Raw genomic sequence first — 21,421 nt, 5'->3', positions numbered from 1 at the left:
GGTGGAAGCGGTGAGCATGACACAATGGCAGCTAATGACGAAAAACAATCATGATGACCTCCTTTCTGAGGTTTTTAAGGATCACACATCAGCACCTGCTGCTAACTCAAACGGGATCGATCAATCGGGGCTGCTCGCCCCTTCAGAAGACGCTCCGACAGTCGGCGAACTTGACCTGGAGGCGCGGTCCTCGCTGCGTAAACTCAGCCGTGGCGGTACCGTGCGTGACACCGAGCACCGCGAAGGTTACGAGGTCGAATACCGCAAGCTACGTCTGGAGCGTGTTGTGTTGGTAGGTGTGTGGACGGAAGGGACCACCGCCGAAATTGAAGCGAACATGGCCGAGCTCCAAGCGCTAGCGGAGACCGCCGGTTCGGAAGTGACGGAAGTGCTGTACCAAAAGCGCGACAAACCAGATCCCGGTACCTACATTGGGTCGGGCAAAGTCCGGGAGCTGGCGGACATCATCGCAGCGACCGACTCGGACACGGTCGTCTGTGACGGTGAGCTGACCCCCAGCCAGATGATCGCGCTGGAAGAAGCCCTTAGAGTCAAGGTTATTGACCGGACTATGCTGATTCTGGATATCTTCGCCCAGCACGCCAAATCCAAAGAAGGTAAAGCTCAGGTCGCATTAGCGCAGATGGAGTACCTCTTCAACCGCGTTCGTGGTTGGGGTGGCAATCTCTCCCGCCAGGCGGGCGGCCGTGCCGGTTCTAATGGTGGTGTAGGCCTGCGTGGCCCCGGTGAAACGAAGATCGAGGCGGATCGACGTCGTCTCCGCGCCGACATGGCTCGGCTGCGCAAAGAGATCGCAGGGATGAAGACGACGCGTGAAACCAAACGCGCGAAGCGACGCGCCTCCACCACACCACAGATCGCCATTGCCGGCTACACCAACGCGGGCAAGTCCTCGCTGATTAACGCGATGACTGGCGCGGGTGTGCTGGTGGAAAACGCGCTATTTGCCACCCTGGATCCCACGACACGCCGCGCGGAACTCGCTGATGGCCGTGCTGTGACCTTCACCGACACCGTCGGGTTCGTGCGCCACCTACCGACCTCCTTCGTGGAAGCGTTCCGCTCGACCCTGGAAGAAGTGGTGGATGCGGACTTGGTGCTGCATGTAGTGGACGGTTCCGACCCGTTCCCGCTCAAGCAGATCGAGGCGGTGAACAAGGTCATCCTGGAGATCGTCCGGGAAACCGGCGAGGAGGCGCCACCGGAGATCATCGTGGTGAACAAGATCGATAAAGCTGATCCGCTCACCCTCGCGGAACTGCGTCACGCGCTCGATGATGCGGTGTTCGTCTCCGCTCACACCCTCGAGGGTATTCCGGAGCTGGAAGCCCGCATCGAGCTGTTCCTCAATTCCCTCGATGCGCACGTCCACATGCTTATTCCATTCACGCGCGGCGACGTGGTGGCACGCCTGCACAGCCACGCCACGGTGTTGTCGGAGAAGTACAACGAGCACGGCACGCTTCTCGACGTCCGACTGCCCGGATCCCTGGCCGCGGAATTGGCCGAATTTGTGGTAGAGCCTGACGTCTAGCGTTTGGTGTGTAGGGCCTGGGCACGGATAATGATTAACCGTGATCAAAAGCATGAGCTGGACTGTCCACGGAGACGGTAAAACTATTAAGCCTGGGGCGGTTGTTGCTCCGGAAGAGCGCTTGAGCTGGGGCCGGACCATTGGCATCGGTATGCAGCACGTCATCGCTATGTTTGGTGCGACGTTGCTGGTCCCCACCCTGACCGGTTTCCCGGTGAACACCACACTGTTGTTCTCCGGGCTCGGAACCATGTTGTTCCTGCTGCTGACTCGGAACCGGTTGCCGTCCTACCTGGGCAGTTCTTTTGCGTTCATCGCACCGCTCGTCGCCACCCAAGGCGAAGGTATCAGCACCCAGTTGGGCGGCATTGTTGTCGCCGGCCTGGTGTTGGCACTCATCGGTGTGGTGGTCAAGGTGGCGGGGCGTCGCGTGATCGATGCGGTGATGCCACCGACGGTCACTGGTGCAATCGTCGCCCTGATCGGTCTGAATCTGTCCCCAGTGGCCGCCTCGAACTTTGCCACCCAGCCGCTGGTGGCATGCGTGACGTTGGCTGCGATCCTGGTGGCCACTGTTGCCGGGCGCGGGATGGTGGCACGTCTGGGGATCCTCATCGGCGTTATCGTTGGTTGGGTGTTTGCTGCCGTGACGGGCAATTTGAAGGAAGGTGCGGCTGACACCATCGCACAGGCTGCCTGGATTGGTTTCCCGACCTTCCACGCTCCGGAGTTTAAACTCTCGGTCATCCTGGTCACCCTGCCGGTGATTATTGTGCTGGTGGCGGAAAACGTCGGGCACGTGAAGGCGGTGTCCGCGATGACGGGCCGTAACCTCGATGATCTCGCCGGCGACGCCTTGATCGCGGATGGTCTGGCTACGACACTGGCCGGTGGTTTTGGTGGCTCCGGCACTACCACCTATGCCGAGAACGTGGGCGTGATGGCTGCAACCAAGGTCTACTCGACGGCGGCCTACTGGGTCGCAGCGTGCACCGCGATTGCGCTTGCGTTTATCCCTAAGTTTGGCGCCTTGATCCTCACCATTCCTACCGGGGTGCTGGGCGGAGCGACGATCGTGCTTTATGGCTTGATCGGTATGCTCGGCGTGCGCATCTGGCAAGACAACAACATCAATTTCAATGACCCAGTGAACCTCACCGCAGCAGCGGTGGCCCTGGTTGCGGGTATCGGCAACCTGACGCTCACCGTATTCGGAGTGGAGCTGGAAGGCATCGCCTGGGGTTCAGCAGGCATCATCGTGGTGTATCCGATCCTGCGGTGGTTGTACACGCACGTTGGTGAAGGACGTTTGGCTGGAAAGTTTTAAAACGCACTAATGGCCGGCAGGGGTTGATACCTGCCGGCCATTTTTGGTTAAGAGACCTTAAGCGTCGAGATCCTTCTCAATGAGCTCGGCGATCTTCTTCATTGCGGCCTCGTTTTCGGAGGAGACCACAACCTGGTCGTCCTTTTCTGCGCCGAGCGCCATGATCATCAGGGACGAGGCGGCGTCGGTAGGCTCGTCGTCTTCCTCACCAACGAGAGCGAGGTAGATGTCCTCGTCGTACTCTGCTGCAGCCTCTGCGATGATGGTTGCCGGGCGAGCGTGCAGGCCGACTGCGGAACCTACGGTGACGGTGGTGGAGAACATAAGATCAATCCTTTTCTGTTGGTGGAACGTAGTGTCCCAGTGTAGTGAAAACTGTGCTTAGACGGTGTGAAGGGTCTTGTTTGGCCACAGTTGCTTGACCGCGATGACAGCGAAAGCAGACACCAGCGACCCGGCGACGATGGCCACCAACCATGCCCAGAACGGGCTGATAGCGAAGAATACGAATAGACCACCGTGTGGCGCGCGGGACCCGGCGCCGAACGCCATCGAAATTGCACCGGTTACTGCGCCGCCGAGCATCATTGACGGGATGACACGGAACGGGTCTGCTGCGGCGAATGGGATGGCGCCTTCGGAGATGAAGGAAAGCCCCAGCAGCCAGGCCGATTTGCCGTTTTCCTGCTCTGCAGGGGTAAACAGCTGCTTGCGCAGGAAGGTAGCGATGGACAGCGCGATCGGTGGCACCATACCGGCAGCCATGACAGCGGCCATCACCTTCATCGAGGCTTCGTCGCCGGTGGACAGGCCAGCGGTGGCAAACAAGTACGCTGCCTTGTTCACCGGGCCACCGAGGTCGAAGCACATCATCAGGCCAAGAATGATGCCGAGCAGGATGGAGGAAGACCCGCTCATTCCGGTCAGCCAGTCCTGTAGCCCCATCATGATCGCGGCCAGCGGGCGTCCGAGCACCAGGAACATCAACACGCCAACAAGCAAGGTGGTCACCAGCGGGATGATCACCACAGGCATGAGCGATGCCACCACGCGCGGGACCTTCCAGTTACTAATCCAGTAGGCAATCAAACCGGCCAGGATGCCGGTGACCAGGCCACCAATGAAGCCCGCGCCGAGGGTCACTGCGATAGCGCCACCGGCGAAACCTGGGGCGATACCAGGGCGACCGGCGAGAGCGTAGGCGATGTAGCCGGAGAGTGCGGCGACGATGAATCCCATCGCAGCTTGTCCAATGGCGAAGAACACAGCGCCCAGATACAGGAGCAGTCCAGCGCGTTCGAACGTAACTTCAGCGCCATCGACAGAGATAGTGTTGCCCGGCAGGTTGGTCAGCGAGTACTCCGTGGCAATGTTTTCCCACCCATTGGCCATGTCATAGCCGCCGAAGAGGAATCCGAGGGCGAGCAACAAACCGCCAGCCGCGACGAAGGGGATCATGTAGGACACGCCGGTCATTACAGCTTGTTGAATCCGCTTGCCCCAACCAAGTTGGCCTTTTTCTTCTTCCGTATCCGTGGCCGCGGCGGTTCCGGAGACCCGGTGGGCGTGTGGGTTGTGGGCCGCCTTGATGGCTTCGTCCAGCATTTTGTCTGGCTCGTTAATCGCGCGTTTGACCCCGGATTCGATCACAGGTTTACCGGCGAAGCGTTCGCGTTCCTTCACTCCCACGTCGGTGGCGAAGATAACGGCGTCCGCCGCGGCAATCGTAGCCGATGGAAGCGGGGTGACTGCCGAGGAACCTTGGGTTTCCACCTGGATGGTCACGTCATCGCGCTTCCCGGCTGCTTGGGTGAGGGAATCAGCGGCCATGTAGGTGTGGGCGATTCCGGTCGGGCAGGCGGTGACGGCGACGATACTGACGGCCCCGTTGTTCTTTTCTTCGGCCGCTGTGGCTTGTTTCGGTGCTGGATTAAGAATGCCTTGGACGAGGTCGACGATTTCTTGTTCGCTAGTGGCAGCGCGCAACGCTGACGCGAACTCATCCTTAACCAGCGCGCGGGCCAGCGTTGACAGGATCTTTAGGTGTGCCTTGCCACTTCCTTCCGGGGCCGCGATAAGGAACACCAAGTCAGCGTCCCCGTCGGGGCCACCGAAATCAGCGGCTGGTTCCAGCCGCGCAAATCCCAGTGTCGGATCCTCGACAGCGGCGGTGCGACAGTGCGGAATGGCAATGCGTCCCTTGAAACCGGTGGGGGAGGTGGCTTCGCGGGCTTTGGCGTCGTGAAGCAATTGCGTGGGGTCGCTGGTACGGCCGGCCTCGGCGAGCAGCGCGGCGAGACGTTCAATGACCTCACTGGAGCTGTGGCCGAGATTGCGGTCGAGACTGACGAGCTCCGGAGTGATGACGGGAGTACTCATGAAATGTCCTTAACAGTGACGTTGCTGAGTTGGAGTTGTTCGGGGGTCGGTAATTGGGTGCCGGGCAGGGAAGCAGCGGCGGAGCCGTATGCCACGGCGTGACGCAGCGCTTCAGCAGGGGAAACATCAGTGCACGATGCCATGACGAAGCCCGCGAGGGAGCTATCTCCCGCGCCCACCGTGGACACTGCGGTGATAGGAGGCGGGCATGCAGACCAGGCGCCATCGGCGCGCACCAGGACTGCGCCGGCAGCGCCCAGCGTCACCAGCACATTGTCCACACCGCGTTCCTGCAGTTGACGCGCTGCCTTAACGACGGCCGTAACGTCGCCACTTTTGGCCTCCGCTTCCAAGGCCGCTCCATCCACACCAACGGCCTGCCCCAGTTCCTCGCCGTTGGGTTTGATCAGAGCCGGGCGGGCACGATCGATGTTTTCTAACACAGCGCGCAGGGGAGCGTCAGAGGTATCAATAGCAATGCGCAGTTCGGGGTTCTCGGTGTGCAGCAGCTCTGCCAGGTGCGAATACCAATCGACTGGTGCCCCCGGCGGCAAAGACCCCGCGAGAACCGCCCAGGATGCGCCTTTGGCTTTAGACACAAGGAGCTGCTCGCACTGTTGCAGGGCCGATTCCGTGAGCTGAGGGCCCGGACCATTTAACTTTGTGGTAGTGCCGTCAGGCTCCGTGATGGTGACGTTCGTGCGTACTGCGTCGTCATTCGTGACGAACTCGTAGTTGACGTCCTTCTTAAGCAGCAACCGGATGAACGGATCATTGTGCGGGGCAGGGAACACTGCGAGCGTCGGTCGGCGCGCCAGATGAGCCGCGACACTAACATTGATGCCTTTGCCACCAGCCGCGCGAGTGACGGTGTTCAGGCGGTGGACTGCGCCCCGGCGGAGCTGAGTTGACAGGTCCATCGTGCAGTCGATGCTCGGGTTGGGGGTGAAGGTCAAAATCATGCGACCACTACCTCGATCCCCAACGACTCCAAGATCTCATAATGCTGCGGGATCACCCCGGAATCCGTGACCACAATGTCTATCGAATCCAGCGGGGCGAAAGTAACCAAAAAGTCCTTTTTGAACTTGGTGGAATCACACAGCACCATTACCTTGTGCGCGCTCTGAACCATCGCTGCTTTCACCGCGGCTTCTGACGGGTCAGGGGTGGAACAACCGTGATTAAGGGACAACCCGTTTGCCCCCAGCACGGCCACGTCGGCACGAAGCTGTTGCAGCTCGCGAACGGTTTGGTCCCCGACGATAGCTCGGGTGATCGGTCGGATCCGTCCACCCACCAGGTGAACCCCCGTGAGCCCGTAATCAGTGGTGAGGTTTGCCACCGGAAGAGAGTTGGTGATCATCGTCATGGATGACGTGTGGGATGTCTTACCGCCACTGGCCAGCGCGCGAACGAATTCCAACGTGGTGGTGCCAGAATCGATGGTGATGGCATTGAGCTGTGGTAACTGTTGCAGCCGGTTCCACGCCGCCGCCGCGATCCGTTTTTTCTTGTCGATGTTCACCATGGTGTTGGAGTCATACTCCATCTCCACGTTGTGGTTGGGAGAAACAGACACCGCGCCACCGTGTACCCGGACCAGCCGCCCTCTTTTCTCCAACGCTTTAAGATCGCGCCGGATTGTCTCTGGCGTGACATTAAAGTGTGATGACAGCTGAGAAACGCTCACATGACCAGCCGATTGTGTGGTCTGCGCAATTTCTGCTTGGCGTTCAAGTGCAGAAAGCATGATGCCTCGCTCTGACTGCTAGTGAAGGAAATAAAGTGACTTAAGCTATAAGCTGTTACCAGCTAGTACTAAGTAACAGCTTAATACCACGCGGTGTTGGAATGTCAACAGGTGTGACCAGGATTCCAGACATAAAACAACATCGAGGTGTTAGGCTTTAAGTAAGCTCAATCGCAATCGTAAAGACGGGTGAGAAGTAGTGACCGACGCAGCACAATCAGTGACAGTTAAAGGCACCGCGGTGGTAGATGGTGTCCGATTCGCCCCGGCCGTGTGGGTGGCTCCGCGCCCAACACTGCCCACCTCCTCCACACCGTTACCGGAGGACAAACGACCCGAAGAATTAGAGCGCTTTACCGTCGCCGCCGATGCCGTTGCAGTCCGGCTGGAAGAGCGGTCAGCCGCTGTCACGGGCAATGCTGCGGAGGTGCTCAAAGCCACCGCAGGAATGGTGCGCGACCGTGGTTGGCGCAAGGCAGTACGCAAGGCTACCAATGCCGGCCATACCGCAGAATTCGCTGTGGTCGAAGCTACGGGCAGCTTCATCGCCATGTTCGAAAAGGCTGGCGGACTCATGGCGGAACGCGTCACTGACCTGCGCGATATTCGTGACCGCGTTATCGCTGAACTGCGAGGCGAACCGGAACCAGGGCTGCCACAGGCCGACCGTGAAGTTGTTCTGCTCGCCGACGATCTCTCTCCCGCCGACACCGCAGTCCTGGATACTTCCATCTTCACGGCGCTCGTCACCCGCCTTGGTGGGCCCACCAGCCATACTGCGATCATCGCGCGACAGCTCGGCGTGCCGTGCATCGTAGCAGCTGGCTCACAACTTGAGACCATCAGCGAAGGCACCGCAGTCCTCGTCGACGGTGGCGCCGGCACCGTAACCACCGGGGTAGACCCAGAGCAAGCTGGTCGGCTGGTGGCAGACTCGCGCGCCAAGGCAGAGAAGATCAAGAGCTGGCGCGGGCCTTCCCAAACCAAGGACGGCCACCGCGTGCAACTCCTCGCCAATGTGCAGGACGGTAACGCGGCAAAGAAAGCAGCGGAAACCCAGGCGGAAGGCATCGGTTTGTTCCGCACGGAATTGTGCTTCCTGTCCGCAACGTCAGAACCTTCGGTGGAAAACCAAGCTGAGGTGTACCAAAAGGTATTTGAAGCCTTCCCGGACTCCAAAGTGGTGGTGCGTACCCTGGACGCCGGCTCGGATAAACCCGTCCCATTCGCCTCGCTCGCGCACGAGGACAATCCTGCCTTGGGTGTGCGTGGTCTGCGCATTGCTCGACAAAACGAAGAGTTACTCACCCGTCAGCTCGACGCTATTGCACTGGCATCCAAGCAAGCAGGTCGCGGACCAGACGTCCCAACTTGGGTGATGGCCCCGATGGTGGCAACGGCGTACGAGGCCCAGTGGTTCGCAGGCTTGTGTCGCGAACGCGGACTCACCGCTGGTGCCATGATCGAGGTGCCAGCCGCGGCACTCATGGCTGACCACCTGCTGCCTCACCTCGACTTTGTGTCTATCGGCACCAACGACCTCACCCAGTACACGATGGCTGCCGACCGACTCTCCCCAGAGCTGGCTTACCTCACGGATCCATGGCAGCCTGCAGTGCTGCGTCTGATCCAGCACACCTGTGAAGTAGCCAAGACCACGCAAACTCCAGTCGGCGTGTGTGGCGAAGCCGCAGCAGATCCAAACCTGGCTATCGTGTTGACTGGGCTGGGCGTGTCTTCGTTGTCTGCGGCGTCGAACTCCGTAGCCGCAGTGGGTGCGCACTTGGCTGAGGTGGACATTAATTTCTGCCTGGCAGCGGCCGACGCTGCGATGTGCGCTTCCGGGGCTCAGGAAGCCCGGGCCGCCGTACAGGCGCTTTTCGACGCCCAGTCCTAACGAACCTGAACCAGTTCCGGCTGCAGAACATCTGGAGTCGGAACGGCACGGGCCGGATCGCCGATCGGGGCGTTGGCATACGCAAGCGCCGAGATCAGCGCAGCTTGAGGATCAGCTGCCACGTCCGCTAGGAGCAGTCCCGCGAGGGCAGCATCCTGCCAGGGCAACCACTGTTTGCCTGGATCACCGACGAACTCAGCGGAGTAACTTGCGCCAGTGGCGCCGGAAAACAGCTCAAAATGGGTTCTGCTGTGGCACACCAAGATGTGGGGGACTGCTGCGTCGGTAAGCGTGCTTATCGCTGTGTCGCGCTGCTCGGTGCTGTCGAACTCTGCGGTGTCAATCACGAGCACATCTGGTTTGGTGGTGTACACCTGACGTAGCACCGCGCCAAGGGGCTGGCCCGACGTAGAGACCGCGATCTTCACACCTGGGTGGTAGAGGCGAAGTGCGCGCATGACATCGACGTACCAGGAGGCATGAGCGATGTCAGGAAGCACACCGGCGAGGACGACCCATTCGGCGGTTTCTGCTGCCGCTACGCACATATCCCGCAGGATCGCCAGTTCCGACACTTTCAATTCCATCGGAGGGTCAACAAATTGCAGCTGGCGACCAGCGGGCGAATCAATGAGGTACCGCACGGGGATGGGGCCGGGGACGTCAACAATCTCGTAGGGCAGCCCCTGCAGCGATAGCATGCGGATGAACTGGCTGACCTCGGGGGCTGGGACCAGCACGCGGGTATCCTGGCCTGCGCAGTAGAGCATTTGGGCTACATTGACCCCGCCTCCTGCTGGTACCACGGCTACTTCGGACAGGGCGTTGGTGTGCTCCCAGGACAGTTCCTCGGACAGCCGCGAGGTGCGGAACAGCTCGGGCGTGGTTGCGACGTTAAGGATCATGATGCGATAACTACCTGGATCTCGCGTTCGCGCAGGGCTTCGACGATGGATTCTGGGGCGCCCGCATCAGTGACTACCACGTCGATGTCGTCGATCCCGGCGAAGCTCACCAGGTAGTCATTGCCGAGCTTGGTGGAGTCACACAGCACGACCACTTTCTGAGCATTGGTGATCATGGCGCGCTTCACCGCGGCCTCCTGGGAATCGGCGGTAGACAGGCCGTGGTCCAGGGTGAGAGCATTGGTACCGATGAACGCGACTTCCGCACGCATCAGGGCCAAGGTGCGTAATGCGGTATCGCCGACTACCGCCTGGGTGATAGCGCGGACCGTGCCTCCCAGCAGCTGAACCTCGTCTAGTCCGGCGTTGGCCAAGCTCAGTGCGATAGACAGGCAGTTGGTAACGATGGACCAGTGGTGCGCCTGTGGATCTTCAGCCAACATATCTGCCAATGCCGCGACCGTTGTGCCAGCATCGAGGAAAATACCACCGTGCCGATCTGGAAGGAACTCCAGCGCCCCTCGAGCAATAGCGCTTTTGGCGCCAGAGGCGGACTTTGAACGCGTGTCAAGGGTGAACTCGGTGGTGAGGAAGCTTTGGGTGGCTACTGCACCACCGTGGACGCGGTGGATGATTCCTTCGTGAGCGAGTACGGCGAGGTCGCGTCGTACCGTCTCGGCGGTGACATCGAAACGTTGCGCCAGGTCGGTGACATTGACGCGGCCTTCAATAGCGGTGAGGGACGCAATCTGGCGGCGGCGTTCTTCTGCGTACATTCATACTCCTAGGGATAAAGCAGCGGTGTACCACACTAAAACGTGACCCCAGCATTCGGTTATAACTGGAGTCACTGTTGTTGCAGAGTATCTGAATAAATCCAGTCCAGTATCCCACAAAGTTGGTGTCCGATCGGGCAAAGCAAACAAAATGTGTCGCAAAAGCTACCGAAACTACCCCCGATTTGGGAGGAGGAAAGTTTTGTAATGGAAACAATGCCTGGTTGTGGTTACCCCATAGCAGGCCCCTAGCTACAACTTGCGCAGGACGGAGACCACCTTTCCCATGATTTCCGCATGCTCGGCAGGGATTGGGGAGAAGGCATCGTTGTGGGGAAGGAGCCAGACACCAGTGGAGTCTGAGTGGAACTCTTTGACCGTTGCCTCGCCGTCGATCATGGCTGCAACAAATTCACCCTCCTCTGCAACTGGTTGGGAACGGACAACAACCCAGTCTCCGTTGAGGATGCCTGCATCTCGCATGGATTCGCCGACCACTTGCAGCATAAACAGCTCGCCGTCGCCAACAATGTCGGCGGGCAGCGGGTAGTACTCCTCGATGTTCTGCTCGGCAAGAATGGGATTGCCGGCGGCAATGCTGCCCACAACCGGGATAAAGTTGGTAGCTACCGCCTCCGAAGGGGCCGGGGTTTCCACTTGCTTCTTTCGCCCAGGCTTTGGACCGGCCTTTGACTTAGTGACCTCCGGTAGGTGGCGGACATCTACCGCGCGTGGCTTGTTGGGGTCTCGGCGCAAGAAGCCTTTTTCCTCAAGCTGGCGTAGCTGATATGCCACAGAGGAGGTGGACTGCAGATCTACGGCGTCGCCAATCTCGCGAATGCTCGGAGGGTAGCCCCGAAGTACCACGGCATCGCGGATAACTTCTAGGATTCGTCGCTGGCGTTCGGTGAGCTTCGGCTGTGGCGAATTTTTCTTAGCTGGTGACATGGTAAGTCCCTTATGGTGCTTGTTCGAAAATTAACTTAGGAACGGACGTTGTTGTTTTCGAATAATGGTAGTGGCTGTGTTGTTGCCACACACAGTACCAGCTAAAACACGTGGTGTCATGTTAATTTTCGAGTGTTGAGAAAAAATTTCTTTCGAAAATGTGGGCCAACGCTAGACATTCGAAAATGATCGTGCTACAAATCGAACATAGCAACGAATTTCGAACATGTGGGCTATGAAAAATGCTTCGAGGGAGGGCTGCCGTGTCGGCACGATCTCCTAGAGTGCACAACCAGTCCACTAAGAAAGGAAGGTAGACCCGATGACCACCGTCAGCACTCCACGCTCTTACGCTCACAACAGCTTCGCGTCTCACGCGGTAGTACCTCCTGCGGCAACCTGGAATGGGGGAGATTCCCGGTTTACAGCGAGCCATACTCGCGTTGTTCAAGGGCGCGCGCTACTGCCACAGGGAGTGACTAGCACTCGGCGCAGCGCTTCCCCGCGTCGGTTTGCTCTTGGGCAGCTAGCAATGGGCGCGGTCTTAGGGCTCACCGCTGTGATTGGAATGCTGGCGGTAGATCCGGCTGATGACGTAGTAACGCCAGCCACGGGCACCACGCACTTCGCTTCCATGAATGTGAAGTAAGGGCACTAGAATCAGAAACGTTCCCGCCACGACTATTGCCCGGAGCGTACCTGATCCTATGTACTGTCCTTTTTGCCATCACACGACATCCCGCGTGATTGATTCCCGCGTCATCGATGGCGGCGCCGCAATTCGGCGTAGAAGAGAATGCTCTCAATGCGAGGGCCGGTTCACCACCGTAGAAAAGGCGGTGCTCTTGGTTGTTAAGCGAAACGGTGTGACGGAACCGTTTAGTCGTGAAAAAGTCATCACTGGTGTGAGACGAGCATGCCAGGGACGCGACGTGTCCGACGATGCCCTTAAGCGACTAGCTCAAGAAGTAGAAGAGTCGGTACGCAGCCACGGCAGCAGTCAAATCAACGCTAACGACATTGGCCTAGCCATCTTGGAACCGCTCCGAGAACTGGACGAGGTGGCCTACCTGCGCTTCGCCTCGGTGTATAAGTCCTTCGAAAGCGCAGACGATTTTGAGTCCGAAATTCGTCTCATGCGTCGTCGAGCCCGAAACGCTTAGCTCCCGCTACCGTAACTTAGCGATCGCCTTCTCGATCCGGCGCACCGACACCGAATGCGCGGTTCCCAGTTGCTGAGCGAACAAGCTAACCCGCAACTCCTGCAGCTGCCAATTAATATCCTTGACTGCAGCAGTCTTTTCCCTGCCTCGAGGCAAACTACGGAGCTTCTGCTTCAGCAAGTCCTGGCAGGCAGTGACTTCATCCTGCAGATCCGCATCCCGGTCGGGATCCCTGTCCATCGCATCCAGACGAATAAGCATCGCCCGCAGATACCGGGGCAAGTGACGCAGATGGTCCATCCCATGAATGCTAATGGCGTGCTGCGGCAGCAAGAACGCTAGCTGCTCTCGCATGTCGTCGATAGCCTCGCCAGTCCACTGGTCTAGCTCATCTTTTACCGCCAAATAATCCACCAGCGCCGGTGCCAGCGTGACCACTGTCGCACGGACTTTTCCGGGCACCTCCGGCTTGATCTTCGTTACCAGGTCAGCAAAAGCCTCCGGTGAACGAACGGGGCCGCCGTGGGCCAGCAGCAGATCGCGCACCGCCGCAACCTTTGCGTCCTCCAACAGGCCGGTCATTTTCCCGTGCGGATAGTGCTCTACTCCCACGCGTTGTTTCAGTGGCAGACCATTGAGCATGTTCTTGCCTGGCGTCGGAATCTCCTTGAGCAGTAAAGCAAGGGTGGCGGTGAGCATCGCAGCGTCGGCTTCCGCCTGGGTTGGTAGCGCATGCACGGCAACGCCATCCGAGCTCACCACTAAGGCAGGGTAGGCCACAATGTCCTGACCATCGACCTTAGTCACTACCTCTGTAGGGAGGCTCCCAAGAGCGTCGTTATCCCACGTCAACGCGGTGTCGCTCACTTGCTTTCCACGTCGTACCGCCTTGTTGACGGAGGCCTTAACTTTCTCCGTACTACGGCTCTTGAGCGCCGCCAAAGATTTGTCGGAGTCGACGATCTTCCCGCGTCGGTCAATCGCAGCGTAGGTGATGCGCAGGTGCGGTGGGAGTTTGTCGATTGCAAAATCGCTCGGATCAATTCCTATCGCTCCAAATCCACGCAAGACTGTGGCGAGTTGCTGCAGCAGATCCCCAAAGTGAGGCTTGAGCTCCGGAAGGGCCCGCGCCGCGAAATCCGGCGCGGGGATAACGGTTCTGCGGAGTGGTTTTGGCAGACTGCGGATCAATTCCGTGACCAGTTCGTGGCGAAGCCCGGGCACCAGCCAATCGAAGCCTTCATCGGTGATGCCTGCGAGTAGCGGGATAGGAATATGGACTGTGACGCCATCGAATTTGTGCCCCGGCTCGAAGTGGTACTTGAGCTCGTACTCGAGTGAGCCCTGGCGCCAAACGTCCGGGAATTGCTCCTCGGCGATAGTGTCGGCCTCTGCGCTGAGCAGTTTCGCTGGATCAAAGTTGAGAAGTTCGGGGTTGCGCTGGCGCTCGCTTTTCCACCAGGAATCAAAGTGACGGGCCGTCGTTATGCGTTCCGGCAGTTTCTTGTCGTAGAAATCAAACAAGGTGTTCTCATCTACGACCAGGTCGCGACGGCGTGCCTTTTCCTCCAGCCGCGCGGCCTCTGCGAGCTGTTGTGCATTGTGGTGGAAGAACGTGTGGTGGGTGTTCCACTGGCCTTCGATGAGCGCGTTGCGGATGAACATCTCTCGCGCGGCCACCGGGTCCACGCGGTGATAGGGCACAAGCTTATCGACGACAATCGTCACCCCGAACAACGTGGACTTTTGATACACCATGGCAGCGCCACGCTTCGTTGACCAATGGGGTTCCGAATACTGATGGCGGAGCAGATCACCGGCGAGTTTTTCTACCCACGCAGGGTCAATCGCTGCCACGTCGCGGGCCCACAGCCGCGACGTATCCACCAGCTCCGCAGCCATGACGAACTGGGGTGGCTTCTTTGCCAGGGCTGAGCCCGGGAACACCATGAACCTAGCGCCGCGGGCACCCATGAATTCCTTGGAGTCACCTTCCCGTTGTCCAATGTGGGAGAGCAAACCAGCAAGAAGGGACTGGTGGAGAGCATCACTGTTGATAGGTGTGGTCTCTGTTGCCCAGCCGAGATCCTTCGTGATCCCGCGGAGTTGCCGGACGAGATCCTGCCATTCCCGGATACGTAGGTAGTGCAGGTATTCCTTGCGAACCAGTTTGCGGAAGGCGTTACCAGATAAGTCTCGGGATTGCTCCGAAAGATAGTCCCAGAGCTTGAGGTAGCTAAGGAAATCGCTGGTGGTGTCTTTAAAGCGGGCGTGCAGTTGGTCAGCTTGTGCCTGGTGTTCGAGAGGGCGTTCGCGCACGTCCTGGATGGTGAGGGCTGCGACGATGATCAGCGCCTTGTCCAAGCAGCCATTGCGATCCGCCTCCACCAGCATTCGTGCTAACCGCGGATCGACGGGAATGCGGGCGAGCTTGCGTCCGATATCAGTCAACACCGGCGCTGCATTCTTCTCTTGTTGGGACATCGCGCCCAATTCGTGGAGTAGCAGCAGGCCATCACGGATCGCTTTCGGGTCCGGCGGCTGGATAAAGGGGAATTCGGAAATATCGCCCAGGCGTAACGACGCCATGTGCAGGATGACGCTGGCGAGGTTGGTACGCAAAATTTCCGGATCGGTGAACTCCGGCCGTGAGAGAAAGTCCTCCTCGGAGTACAACCGAATGGCGATGCCGTCAGCGACACGGCCACATCGGCCAGAGCGCTGATTGGCGCTGGCCTGCGAGATGGGCTCGATCGGCAGACGTTGCACCTTGGTCCGGGTGGAGTAGCGGGAGATGCGGGCCAGGCCCGTGTCCACCACGTAGTGGATCCCGGGCACGGTCAGCGAGGTCTCTGCGATGTTGGTGGCTAAGACAATGCGTCGTCGGGAATGCGGGGCAAACACCCGATGCTGTTCCTCGTTAGAAAGCCGGCCAAACAGGGGCATGACCTCGACCCCGGAGAAGCGACGCTTGTCGAGGGCCTCCATGGCGTCCCTGATGTCGCGTTCGCCGGAGAAGAAACAGAGGATGTCGCCGTCGCCTTCGCTCATCAGTTCTTCCAGCGCCATGATGACGCCGTCAATGGGGTCGATGTCCGTGACGCGATCACCATGCACGACTTCCAGCGGCCGATAGCGAATTTCTACCGGATAGGTGCGCCCGGACACCTCGATGATGGGAGCAGGGGAGCCATCGGCTTCGGTGAAGTGTTCCGCGAAGCGCTCCGGGTCGATCGTCGCGGAGGTGATGATGACCTTGAGGTCCGGACGCTTTGGAAGCAGCGCCTTAAGGTATCCCAGCAGGAAGTCGATGTTCAGGGAGCGTTCGTGCGCCTCATCGATAATGATGGTGTCATAAGCGCGAAGTAGGCGGTCGCGCTGCATTTCGGCAAGCAGAATGCCGTCTGTCATCAACTTGACGGAAGTGGTGTCGGAGACACGATCATCAAAGCGGATGGCGTAGCCAACGCTCTCGCCGATCTTTTGATCCAGTTCCTCGGCGATGCGTTCCGCAACCGTGCGCGCGGCGAGCCTGCGGGGTTGAGTATGCCCAATGAGTCCCCGCGTGCCGCGACCGAGTTCCAGACACATCTTCGGGATCTGCGTGGTTTTGCCAGACCCGGTTTCACCAGCGATGATCACCACTTGGTGGTCGCGGATCGCTGAGATAATGTCGTCGCGACGTGCGCTAACGGGAAGCTGCTCTGGGTAGGTGATAGTGGGCACAGCTTCACGACGCATTGCCACCGCAATCTGAGCCTCATCGATATCGCGGGCAATGGCTGTGAAAGCGCGTGGCGACTTAGCTTTGGCTAAGCGGCGTCGGAAAGCTGCTTCGGCGGTGAGAGAGACCTCACTGAGGCGCTCGTACAGCTCTCGCTTGGTGGGGGACTGTGGGGTATTCATAGCTAACCCACCAGTGTAGTACTAGGTGACTAGCGCGCTGCTTCGAAGGCCTTGGCAATCACGCTGCCGAATTCCTTGAACTCCTCCGCACGGTGCGAAGAAGAACGGAACGCAAGGCCAATCGTGCGTTCGGCCTGCACCTTAGGGGAAAATTCTGCGATCGCGATCCCCGGACGGTGAGCTTCCCACTCCACCGCGGATTCTGGGATGAGTGTGGCGCCCATGCCACCGGCCACGCACTGCATGACGGTGGCCAGGCTGGAGGCCTGTGCCACGGCAGACCGAGTGGTGGTGGGGTGAACGTCAGCCAATCGGCACAGGTCCACAACTTGGTCGCGGAGGCAGTGGCCGTCGTCAAGGAGCAGCAGGTTGAGCTCTTTCAATGCGTTCAGGTCGAGATCAGTGCGGCCAGCGAGCGGGTGGCCTTCCTGTAGCGCGATGACGAACTTTTCGGTGTAGAGCGGCACCTCAACCAACCCTTGCTTGCCGGATGGGATGGCGAACAGGATGACGTCCAGGTGGCCGTCGCGGAGCTGGGCGACGAGCTGCTCGGTTTGAGCCTCAACGATGCGGGGCTCAAGATCGGTGAACTGCTCCTTCATGAGCCGAAGGAAGTTCGGGAGGATGTATGGGGCAACCGTGGGGATCATGCCGATGGTGAGGGGACCAGAGAGGGAACCGTCCGCGCCCTGGGCGTGCATGAGGAACTTGTCAGCGGCGTCGAGCGTGGCCTTTGCCTCAGGCAGCAGCATTTCACCCACCGGGGTGACGATGACGCGACGGGTGGAGCGTTCGATGAGCTGGACTCCCAGACCGGACTCCAAAGCAACAAGAGCCTGAGACAGCGAAGGCTGTGAAATCGACAGTTTTGCTGCCGCAGTGCCAAAGTGCTTGGTTTCAGCGATCGTTACAAAGGTTCGCAGCTGTGCCAGGGTAGGGCGGTATCCGCGAGATGCCATGGTGTATTCCTCATCAAACTTATGGTGGTCAGTGGATGGGAGGTTTCCTGCCGAAAATGATCGAACACAGGGGTGACCTCCACCCCACGGAACTCTCATATATAACGATTCAGTTACAGAGTTTCCTTTTGCAATTTAAACATTTTTTAAGTTACTAGTCACATAGGAATGCCCTCTAACCGGGGGTAACTGCAGTTTTATAGCGTTCTACCTCGGATTTTATAACTGCCTATTGAATTAATTTACGGTTAACTCTGACGGATGTTCAGAGTTGCGAAGCGAATTTCACCGTCCTTGTCAGACTCATCGAGGTCGATTGTCGCCTCGAATGCGAAAGCATTGTCATCATTTGGATCCTTGATGATTTGTTCCGCTTGCCACATCCGTCCCGTGGTACGCAAGGTGAAATATTGGGGCCCGCGGGCGGCCGGGCCCACATCCAGGTCCGCGTACTCATCAAAGTAATCGTCCATCGCGGCGCCGAAATCTGGCACCTCATCCAGATAGGACGTCAACTCCGCGAGTTCATCTTCCTTCTCGTACGCAAACAGCTCCACCAGTCGGAACATGGCATTGCGAATCATGATCTTCAGCGCCCGCGGGTTGGCGGACAGCGCAGTAGGATCTTCCACACCGAAGGCCAGCTCCCGGGCAACGGTATCAGCCGAAATCGGGGCATCAGGATCTGCCAGCTGCGCCCACTCATCCACTAGCGAGGAATCGATCTGGCGCACGAGCTCGCCAAGCCAGACGATGATGTCCTCAAGCTCCTCGGTGAGGTATTCCCGCGGTACGGAATGCTGCAGGGTACGCCAAGCGTCAGTGAGATAGCGCAGCGCCACGCCTTCACTACGGCCCACGCCATAGGTGGACACGAGGTCGGAGAACGTCATGGCATGCTCGATCATGTCGCGCACCACGGACTTCGGCGACAGCTGGAACTCAAGGACCCACGGATGGCCTTGGGCATACGTCTCGTACGCGTCCTCCAGCAAATCTTCCAAAGGTTTAGGCCAGGTGATGTCCTCAACGATGGCCATGCGTTCGGTGTAATCGACTCCTTCGGCCTTTAGCGCCGCGATTTCCTCACCTCGCGCGGCCTTTTGCTGCGCAATGAGGATCTGCCGCGGATCGTCCAAAATCGCCTCAAAAACACTGACCACGTCCAAGGCGAAGGTTTCGGACTCTTTGTCCAGCAGCTCCAATGCGGCGAGCGCGAAGGGAGCGAGCGGCTGGTTGAGTGCAAAATCCCGCTGCAACTCCTGGGTCAGGTGATAGCGGCGGCCGGCGTCGTCCCGCCCTGCAGGCGCCTTTTCGACGATCCCCGCTGCCATCAATCCGCGGAACAACTCGATAGCGGTGAGAATATCCTTGTTCTGCTTGGCCCGGGTGTCGTGATTGTCACGCAGCAACTTGTGCATGTGCTCGTATCCATCACCAGGCCGGGAGAGCACGTTGAGCAGCATGGATGTGCTGACCCGGAACTGCGACACCATTGGTTCCGGATCTGCCGAGATGAGTCGCTCGTAGGTGCTCGCGGTCCACGTGACCTCACCCTGGCGCGCGACTTTCTTGCGAATTTTCTTCAACTTCGCCGGGTCAGTTCCCGCCTTTTGCCGGAGCCGGTAGTTTTCGATTTCATGCTCAGGGGCCTCGATGACGACGGTCCCCACGGTATCAAAGCCAGCTCGACCGGCGCGGCCCGCAATCTGATGGAATTCGCGGGACTTGAGCATGCGCATTTTCGCACCATCGAACTTGGTCAGGCCGGTCATGAGGACGGTACGGATCGGGACGTTAATACCAACGCCCAACGTGTCCGTGCCACAAATGACTTTGAGTAAGCCGGTTTGCGCCAGCTTTTCCACCAGGCGCCGGTACTTAGGCAGCATGCCCGCGTGGTGCACACCGATTCCTTTCCGCACCAGGCGGGAGAGGGTTTTACCGAACGCCGTGGTGAAGCGGAAATCTCCGATTTCTGCAGCAATGCGTTCTTTTTCCTCGGCGTTGAGGAACGTCATGGAGGTGAGTGCCTGAGCGCGTTCCGTCGCTTCACGCTGCGTAAAGTGCACCACGTAGATGGGCGCCTTCCCGGACTTAAGAAGATCCTCAATGGTCTCATGCACAGGGGAGTAGACGTAAGAAAATTCAAGGGGAACCGGGCGCTCGGCCCCTGAGACGACGTTGCTGGTTCGTCCAGTTCGTCGGTGCAGATCCTTTTCCAAGAACGTCGTATCGCCCAACGTTGCGGACATGAGTAGGAATTGCGCTTTGGGTAGCTCGAGGAGGGGAACCTGCCACGCCCAGCCGCGATCCGGCTCGGAGTAGTAATGGAATTCGTCCATCACCACCTGGTCAATGTCCGATTCTGCGCCGTCGCGGAGCGCAATGTTCGCTACGATCTCAGCGGTAGCGCAGATGATTGGCGCGCGACCATTGACTGTGGCGTCGCCCGTCATCATCCCAACGTTTTCCGGGCCGAAGATCTCGCACAACGAGAAGAACTTTTCGCTCACCAGCGCCTTAATTGGGGCGGTGTAGAACGAGCGTTGCCCACGGGCCATAGCGATGAAATGCGCCGCAATGGCCACCATGGACTTTCCAGACCCAGTGGGCGTGGCCAAAATGACGTTGTCGCCAGCAAGAATCCCGAGAGCTGCCTCTTCCTGAGCCGGATAGAGGGAGATCCCCTTGTCACGAGTCCAGGACAGGAAAGAATCGAAGATCGACTCGTCAAATAGGGACTCTGGTACTTCACTAAGGTCAGGCAACATCTGGCTAAGGTTCACCTACTCCACAGTAGTAGGCGCCACGCCATCAGGGGTGGGAAACGGTCCCGCCGGGGTAGTTGTTAGTCCTCTTCTTGGTCGCTGTCTAAGTCCGCGAGGAAACGTTCGAACTCGGCGCCCAGTTCTTCACCGGAAGGAATGCTGGATTCCCCTGGGAGGATCTCGCCCCGATGTTCGGTGCGGTAACGCTCCATTTCTGCGTCGTATTGCCCTTCCAGGGCGTGCACCACCGCTTGGATTTCGTGCGAGTCCTGGATTTGTTCTTCGATTTGCTCGCGCACCTTTTCCGCATCGGCTTCCAATGCTGCGAGTGGCAGTTGCAGCCCGGCTGCGTGTGCTACCGCGTCCAGCAGCCGGAACGTAGCCTCCGGGTAGTCCGAGGCCGCCAAATAGTGGGGCACGTGGGCAGTAAAGCCAGCCACGTTGCGCCCCTGCTTGTTGAGTAACCGCTCAAGGTGCAATGATGCAGACCCAGGGACATTAATCCGGGAATCAATGGAAAACAGGTGGCTGAGCAGCTCTTTCGAATTACCATGCCCGGATACCACGAGGGGGCGGGTGTGGGGAACTGCCATGGGCGCCGCGTAGAGGCAGATGGTTTGTTGCACCCCGAACCGCTCCACCAGGTCAGCGACGGAGGTGGTGAAGGCCTCCCAGCGCAGGTCTGGTTCTGGACCGGACAACAGCAGGAAAGCGGTGCCGGCGCTGTCGCGTAGTACGTTGAGGTTGAGTTCGAGCTCGTCCGCGTCGATGACCTCGCTGTGTTCGATGGTCACTACGGGGCGACGTGAGCGGTAGTCGATCAACTCATCGGTGTTAAACGTCGCCAGGGGGCGGTGGTCGAGGGCCTGAAGGAGGTGCCGGGCACCGGATTCTACTGCTTGACCGGCGTCGGCGTAGCCTTGCAAAGCAACGACGAGGGTGGGACCGTGGGGCCCTTCTTGAGAGACTTCGGGAGCCGGGTACTCAAGTTCGTACATGGATGCTTCGCGGCGATTCATCTCTTTAACCTCCTCATTACTGCTGCGGAGCAGGATACGGACTATGTTCCGCGTACTGCTTCC

At 59.0% G+C, this 21,421-nt stretch carries 16 protein-coding genes; 5 read left to right on the top strand and 11 right to left on the bottom strand.

What is annotated here, in order from left to right; translation table 11 throughout:
• Positions 1-16: 16 nt before the first annotated feature.
• Both hflX and HW450_RS01610 read left to right on the top strand, forming a co-directional pair.
• Positions 17-1,555: a GTPase HflX gene (gene hflX / locus HW450_RS01615; RefSeq protein ID WP_182386297.1), complete on the top strand. Its 1,539-nt coding sequence runs from the start codon at positions 17-19 to the stop codon at positions 1,553-1,555.
• Between the two features lie 52 nt (positions 1,556-1,607).
• Positions 1,608-2,882, top strand: a complete 1,275-nt coding sequence (locus HW450_RS01610; RefSeq protein WP_182387245.1) for a uracil-xanthine permease family protein — start codon at positions 1,608-1,610, stop codon at positions 2,880-2,882.
• A 57-nt stretch (positions 2,883-2,939) separates the two neighbouring features.
• On the opposite strand, the gene HW450_RS01605 is transcribed toward HW450_RS01610, so the two are convergent.
• The 4 genes from HW450_RS01605 to HW450_RS01590 are packed head-to-tail and all read right to left on the bottom strand — an operon-like array spanning position 2,940 to position 7,014.
• Entirely contained in the window at positions 2,940-3,206 is a 267-nt protein-coding gene (locus HW450_RS01605) for an HPr family phosphocarrier protein (RefSeq protein ID WP_182386296.1), read from the bottom strand.
• A 57-nt stretch (positions 3,207-3,263) separates the two neighbouring features.
• The gene (locus HW450_RS01600; protein ID WP_182386295.1) at positions 3,264-5,261 is read right to left on the bottom strand and encodes a PTS fructose transporter subunit IIABC; all 1,998 of its coding nucleotides are present in this window, start codon (positions 5,259-5,261) and stop codon (positions 3,264-3,266) included.
• Complete coding sequence (gene pfkB / locus HW450_RS01595; protein ID WP_182386294.1) at positions 5,258-6,223, bottom strand: 1-phosphofructokinase; 966 nt, start codon at positions 6,221-6,223, stop codon at positions 5,258-5,260. Before pfkB ends, HW450_RS01600 begins: the two co-directional genes overlap by 4 nt.
• The gene (locus HW450_RS01590; RefSeq protein ID WP_182386293.1) at positions 6,220-7,014 is read right to left on the bottom strand and encodes a DeoR/GlpR family DNA-binding transcription regulator; all 795 of its coding nucleotides are present in this window, start codon (positions 7,012-7,014) and stop codon (positions 6,220-6,222) included. The genes pfkB and HW450_RS01590 overlap by 4 nt, the downstream gene beginning before the upstream one ends.
• 199 nt (positions 7,015-7,213) lie before the next feature.
• Between HW450_RS01590 and ptsP the strand changes: the two genes are divergently transcribed.
• Entirely contained in the window at positions 7,214-8,911 is a 1,698-nt protein-coding gene (gene ptsP, locus HW450_RS01585; RefSeq protein ID WP_182386292.1) for a phosphoenolpyruvate--protein phosphotransferase, read from the top strand.
• Here the strand turns inward: ptsP and HW450_RS01580 are convergent.
• The 3 genes from HW450_RS01580 to lexA form a co-directional block, all read right to left on the bottom strand.
• The gene (locus HW450_RS01580; protein ID WP_182386291.1) at positions 8,908-9,816 is read right to left on the bottom strand and encodes a carbohydrate kinase family protein; all 909 of its coding nucleotides are present in this window, start codon (positions 9,814-9,816) and stop codon (positions 8,908-8,910) included. The two genes, ptsP and HW450_RS01580, sit on opposite strands and share 4 nt — an antisense overlap.
• Positions 9,813-10,592: a DeoR/GlpR family DNA-binding transcription regulator gene (locus tag HW450_RS01575; RefSeq protein ID WP_182386290.1), complete on the bottom strand. Its 780-nt coding sequence runs from the start codon at positions 10,590-10,592 to the stop codon at positions 9,813-9,815. The genes HW450_RS01580 and HW450_RS01575 overlap by 4 nt, the downstream gene beginning before the upstream one ends.
• Positions 10,593-10,844: 252 nt before the next feature.
• Complete coding sequence (lexA, locus tag HW450_RS01570; protein WP_182386289.1) at positions 10,845-11,540, bottom strand: transcriptional repressor LexA; 696 nt, start codon at positions 11,538-11,540, stop codon at positions 10,845-10,847.
• A 322-nt stretch (positions 11,541-11,862) separates the two neighbouring features.
• Here lexA and HW450_RS01565 point away from each other — a divergent pair, with 322 nt between their 5' ends.
• Both HW450_RS01565 and nrdR read left to right on the top strand, forming a co-directional pair.
• Positions 11,863-12,189, top strand: coding sequence for a hypothetical protein (locus HW450_RS01565; protein ID WP_182386288.1), 327 nt, complete (start codon positions 11,863-11,865; stop codon positions 12,187-12,189).
• 58 nt (positions 12,190-12,247) lie between these two features.
• The gene (nrdR, locus tag HW450_RS01560) at positions 12,248-12,703 is read left to right on the top strand and encodes a transcriptional regulator NrdR (RefSeq protein ID WP_182386287.1); all 456 of its coding nucleotides are present in this window, start codon (positions 12,248-12,250) and stop codon (positions 12,701-12,703) included.
• Between the two features lie 6 nt (positions 12,704-12,709).
• On the opposite strand, the gene hrpA is transcribed toward nrdR, so the two are convergent.
• The 4 genes from hrpA to HW450_RS01540 form a co-directional block, all read right to left on the bottom strand.
• A complete protein-coding gene (gene hrpA / locus HW450_RS01555; protein ID WP_182386286.1) occupies positions 12,710-16,609 on the bottom strand; it encodes an ATP-dependent RNA helicase HrpA in 3,900 nt (1,299 codons plus the stop codon).
• A 29-nt stretch (positions 16,610-16,638) separates the two neighbouring features.
• Positions 16,639-17,568 carry a LysR substrate-binding domain-containing protein gene (locus HW450_RS01550; RefSeq protein ID WP_182386285.1) on the bottom strand — a complete coding sequence of 310 codons (930 nt, stop codon included), beginning with the start codon at positions 17,566-17,568 and terminating at the stop codon, positions 16,639-16,641.
• A gap of 248 nt (positions 17,569-17,816) precedes the next feature.
• Positions 17,817-20,357: a DEAD/DEAH box helicase gene (locus HW450_RS01545; protein ID WP_182386284.1), complete on the bottom strand. Its 2,541-nt coding sequence runs from the start codon at positions 20,355-20,357 to the stop codon at positions 17,817-17,819.
• Positions 20,358-20,419: 62 nt separating this feature from the next.
• Positions 20,420-21,358 carry a PAC2 family protein gene (locus tag HW450_RS01540; protein WP_182386283.1) on the bottom strand — a complete coding sequence of 313 codons (939 nt, stop codon included), beginning with the start codon at positions 21,356-21,358 and terminating at the stop codon, positions 20,420-20,422.
• Between the last annotated feature and the right edge of the window lie 63 nt (positions 21,359-21,421).

The sequence above is a fragment of the Corynebacterium hindlerae genome (assembly GCF_014117265.1).
In the GTDB taxonomy this organism is placed as follows: domain Bacteria; phylum Actinomycetota; class Actinomycetes; order Mycobacteriales; family Mycobacteriaceae; genus Corynebacterium; species Corynebacterium hindlerae.
The sequence above is the reverse complement of the archived record's forward strand: the minus strand, read 5'-3'. Positions and strand labels throughout refer to the sequence as shown.

Bases quoted from the DNA above. Each gene is read 5' to 3' on its own strand.
- HW450_RS01590 (WP_182386293.1), bottom strand. From the start codon at position 7,014: ATGCTTTCTGCACTTGAACGCCAAGCAGAAATTGCGCAGACCACACAA.
- HW450_RS01610 (WP_182387245.1), top strand. From the start codon at position 1,608: ATGAGCTGGACTGTCCACGGAGACGGTAAAACTATTAAGCCTGGGGCG.
- HW450_RS01550 (WP_182386285.1), bottom strand. From the start codon at position 17,568: ATGGCATCTCGCGGATACCGCCCTACCCTGGCACAGCTGCGAACCTTT.
- nrdR (WP_182386287.1), top strand. From the start codon at position 12,248: ATGTACTGTCCTTTTTGCCATCACACGACATCCCGCGTGATTGATTCC.
- lexA (WP_182386289.1), bottom strand. From the start codon at position 11,540: ATGTCACCAGCTAAGAAAAATTCGCCACAGCCGAAGCTCACCGAACGC.
- hrpA (WP_182386286.1), bottom strand. From the start codon at position 16,609: ATGAATACCCCACAGTCCCCCACCAAGCGAGAGCTGTACGAGCGCCTC.
- HW450_RS01600 (WP_182386295.1), bottom strand. From the start codon at position 5,261: ATGAGTACTCCCGTCATCACTCCGGAGCTCGTCAGTCTCGACCGCAAT.
- HW450_RS01565 (WP_182386288.1), top strand. From the start codon at position 11,863: ATGACCACCGTCAGCACTCCACGCTCTTACGCTCACAACAGCTTCGCG.
- HW450_RS01605 (WP_182386296.1), bottom strand. From the start codon at position 3,206: ATGTTCTCCACCACCGTCACCGTAGGTTCCGCAGTCGGCCTGCACGCT.
- HW450_RS01575 (WP_182386290.1), bottom strand. From the start codon at position 10,592: ATGTACGCAGAAGAACGCCGCCGCCAGATTGCGTCCCTCACCGCTATT.
- HW450_RS01540 (WP_182386283.1), bottom strand. From the start codon at position 21,358: ATGAATCGCCGCGAAGCATCCATGTACGAACTTGAGTACCCGGCTCCC.
- HW450_RS01580 (WP_182386291.1), bottom strand. From the start codon at position 9,816: ATGATCCTTAACGTCGCAACCACGCCCGAGCTGTTCCGCACCTCGCGG.
- hflX (WP_182386297.1), top strand. From the start codon at position 17: ATGACACAATGGCAGCTAATGACGAAAAACAATCATGATGACCTCCTT.
- pfkB (WP_182386294.1), bottom strand. From the start codon at position 6,223: ATGATTTTGACCTTCACCCCCAACCCGAGCATCGACTGCACGATGGAC.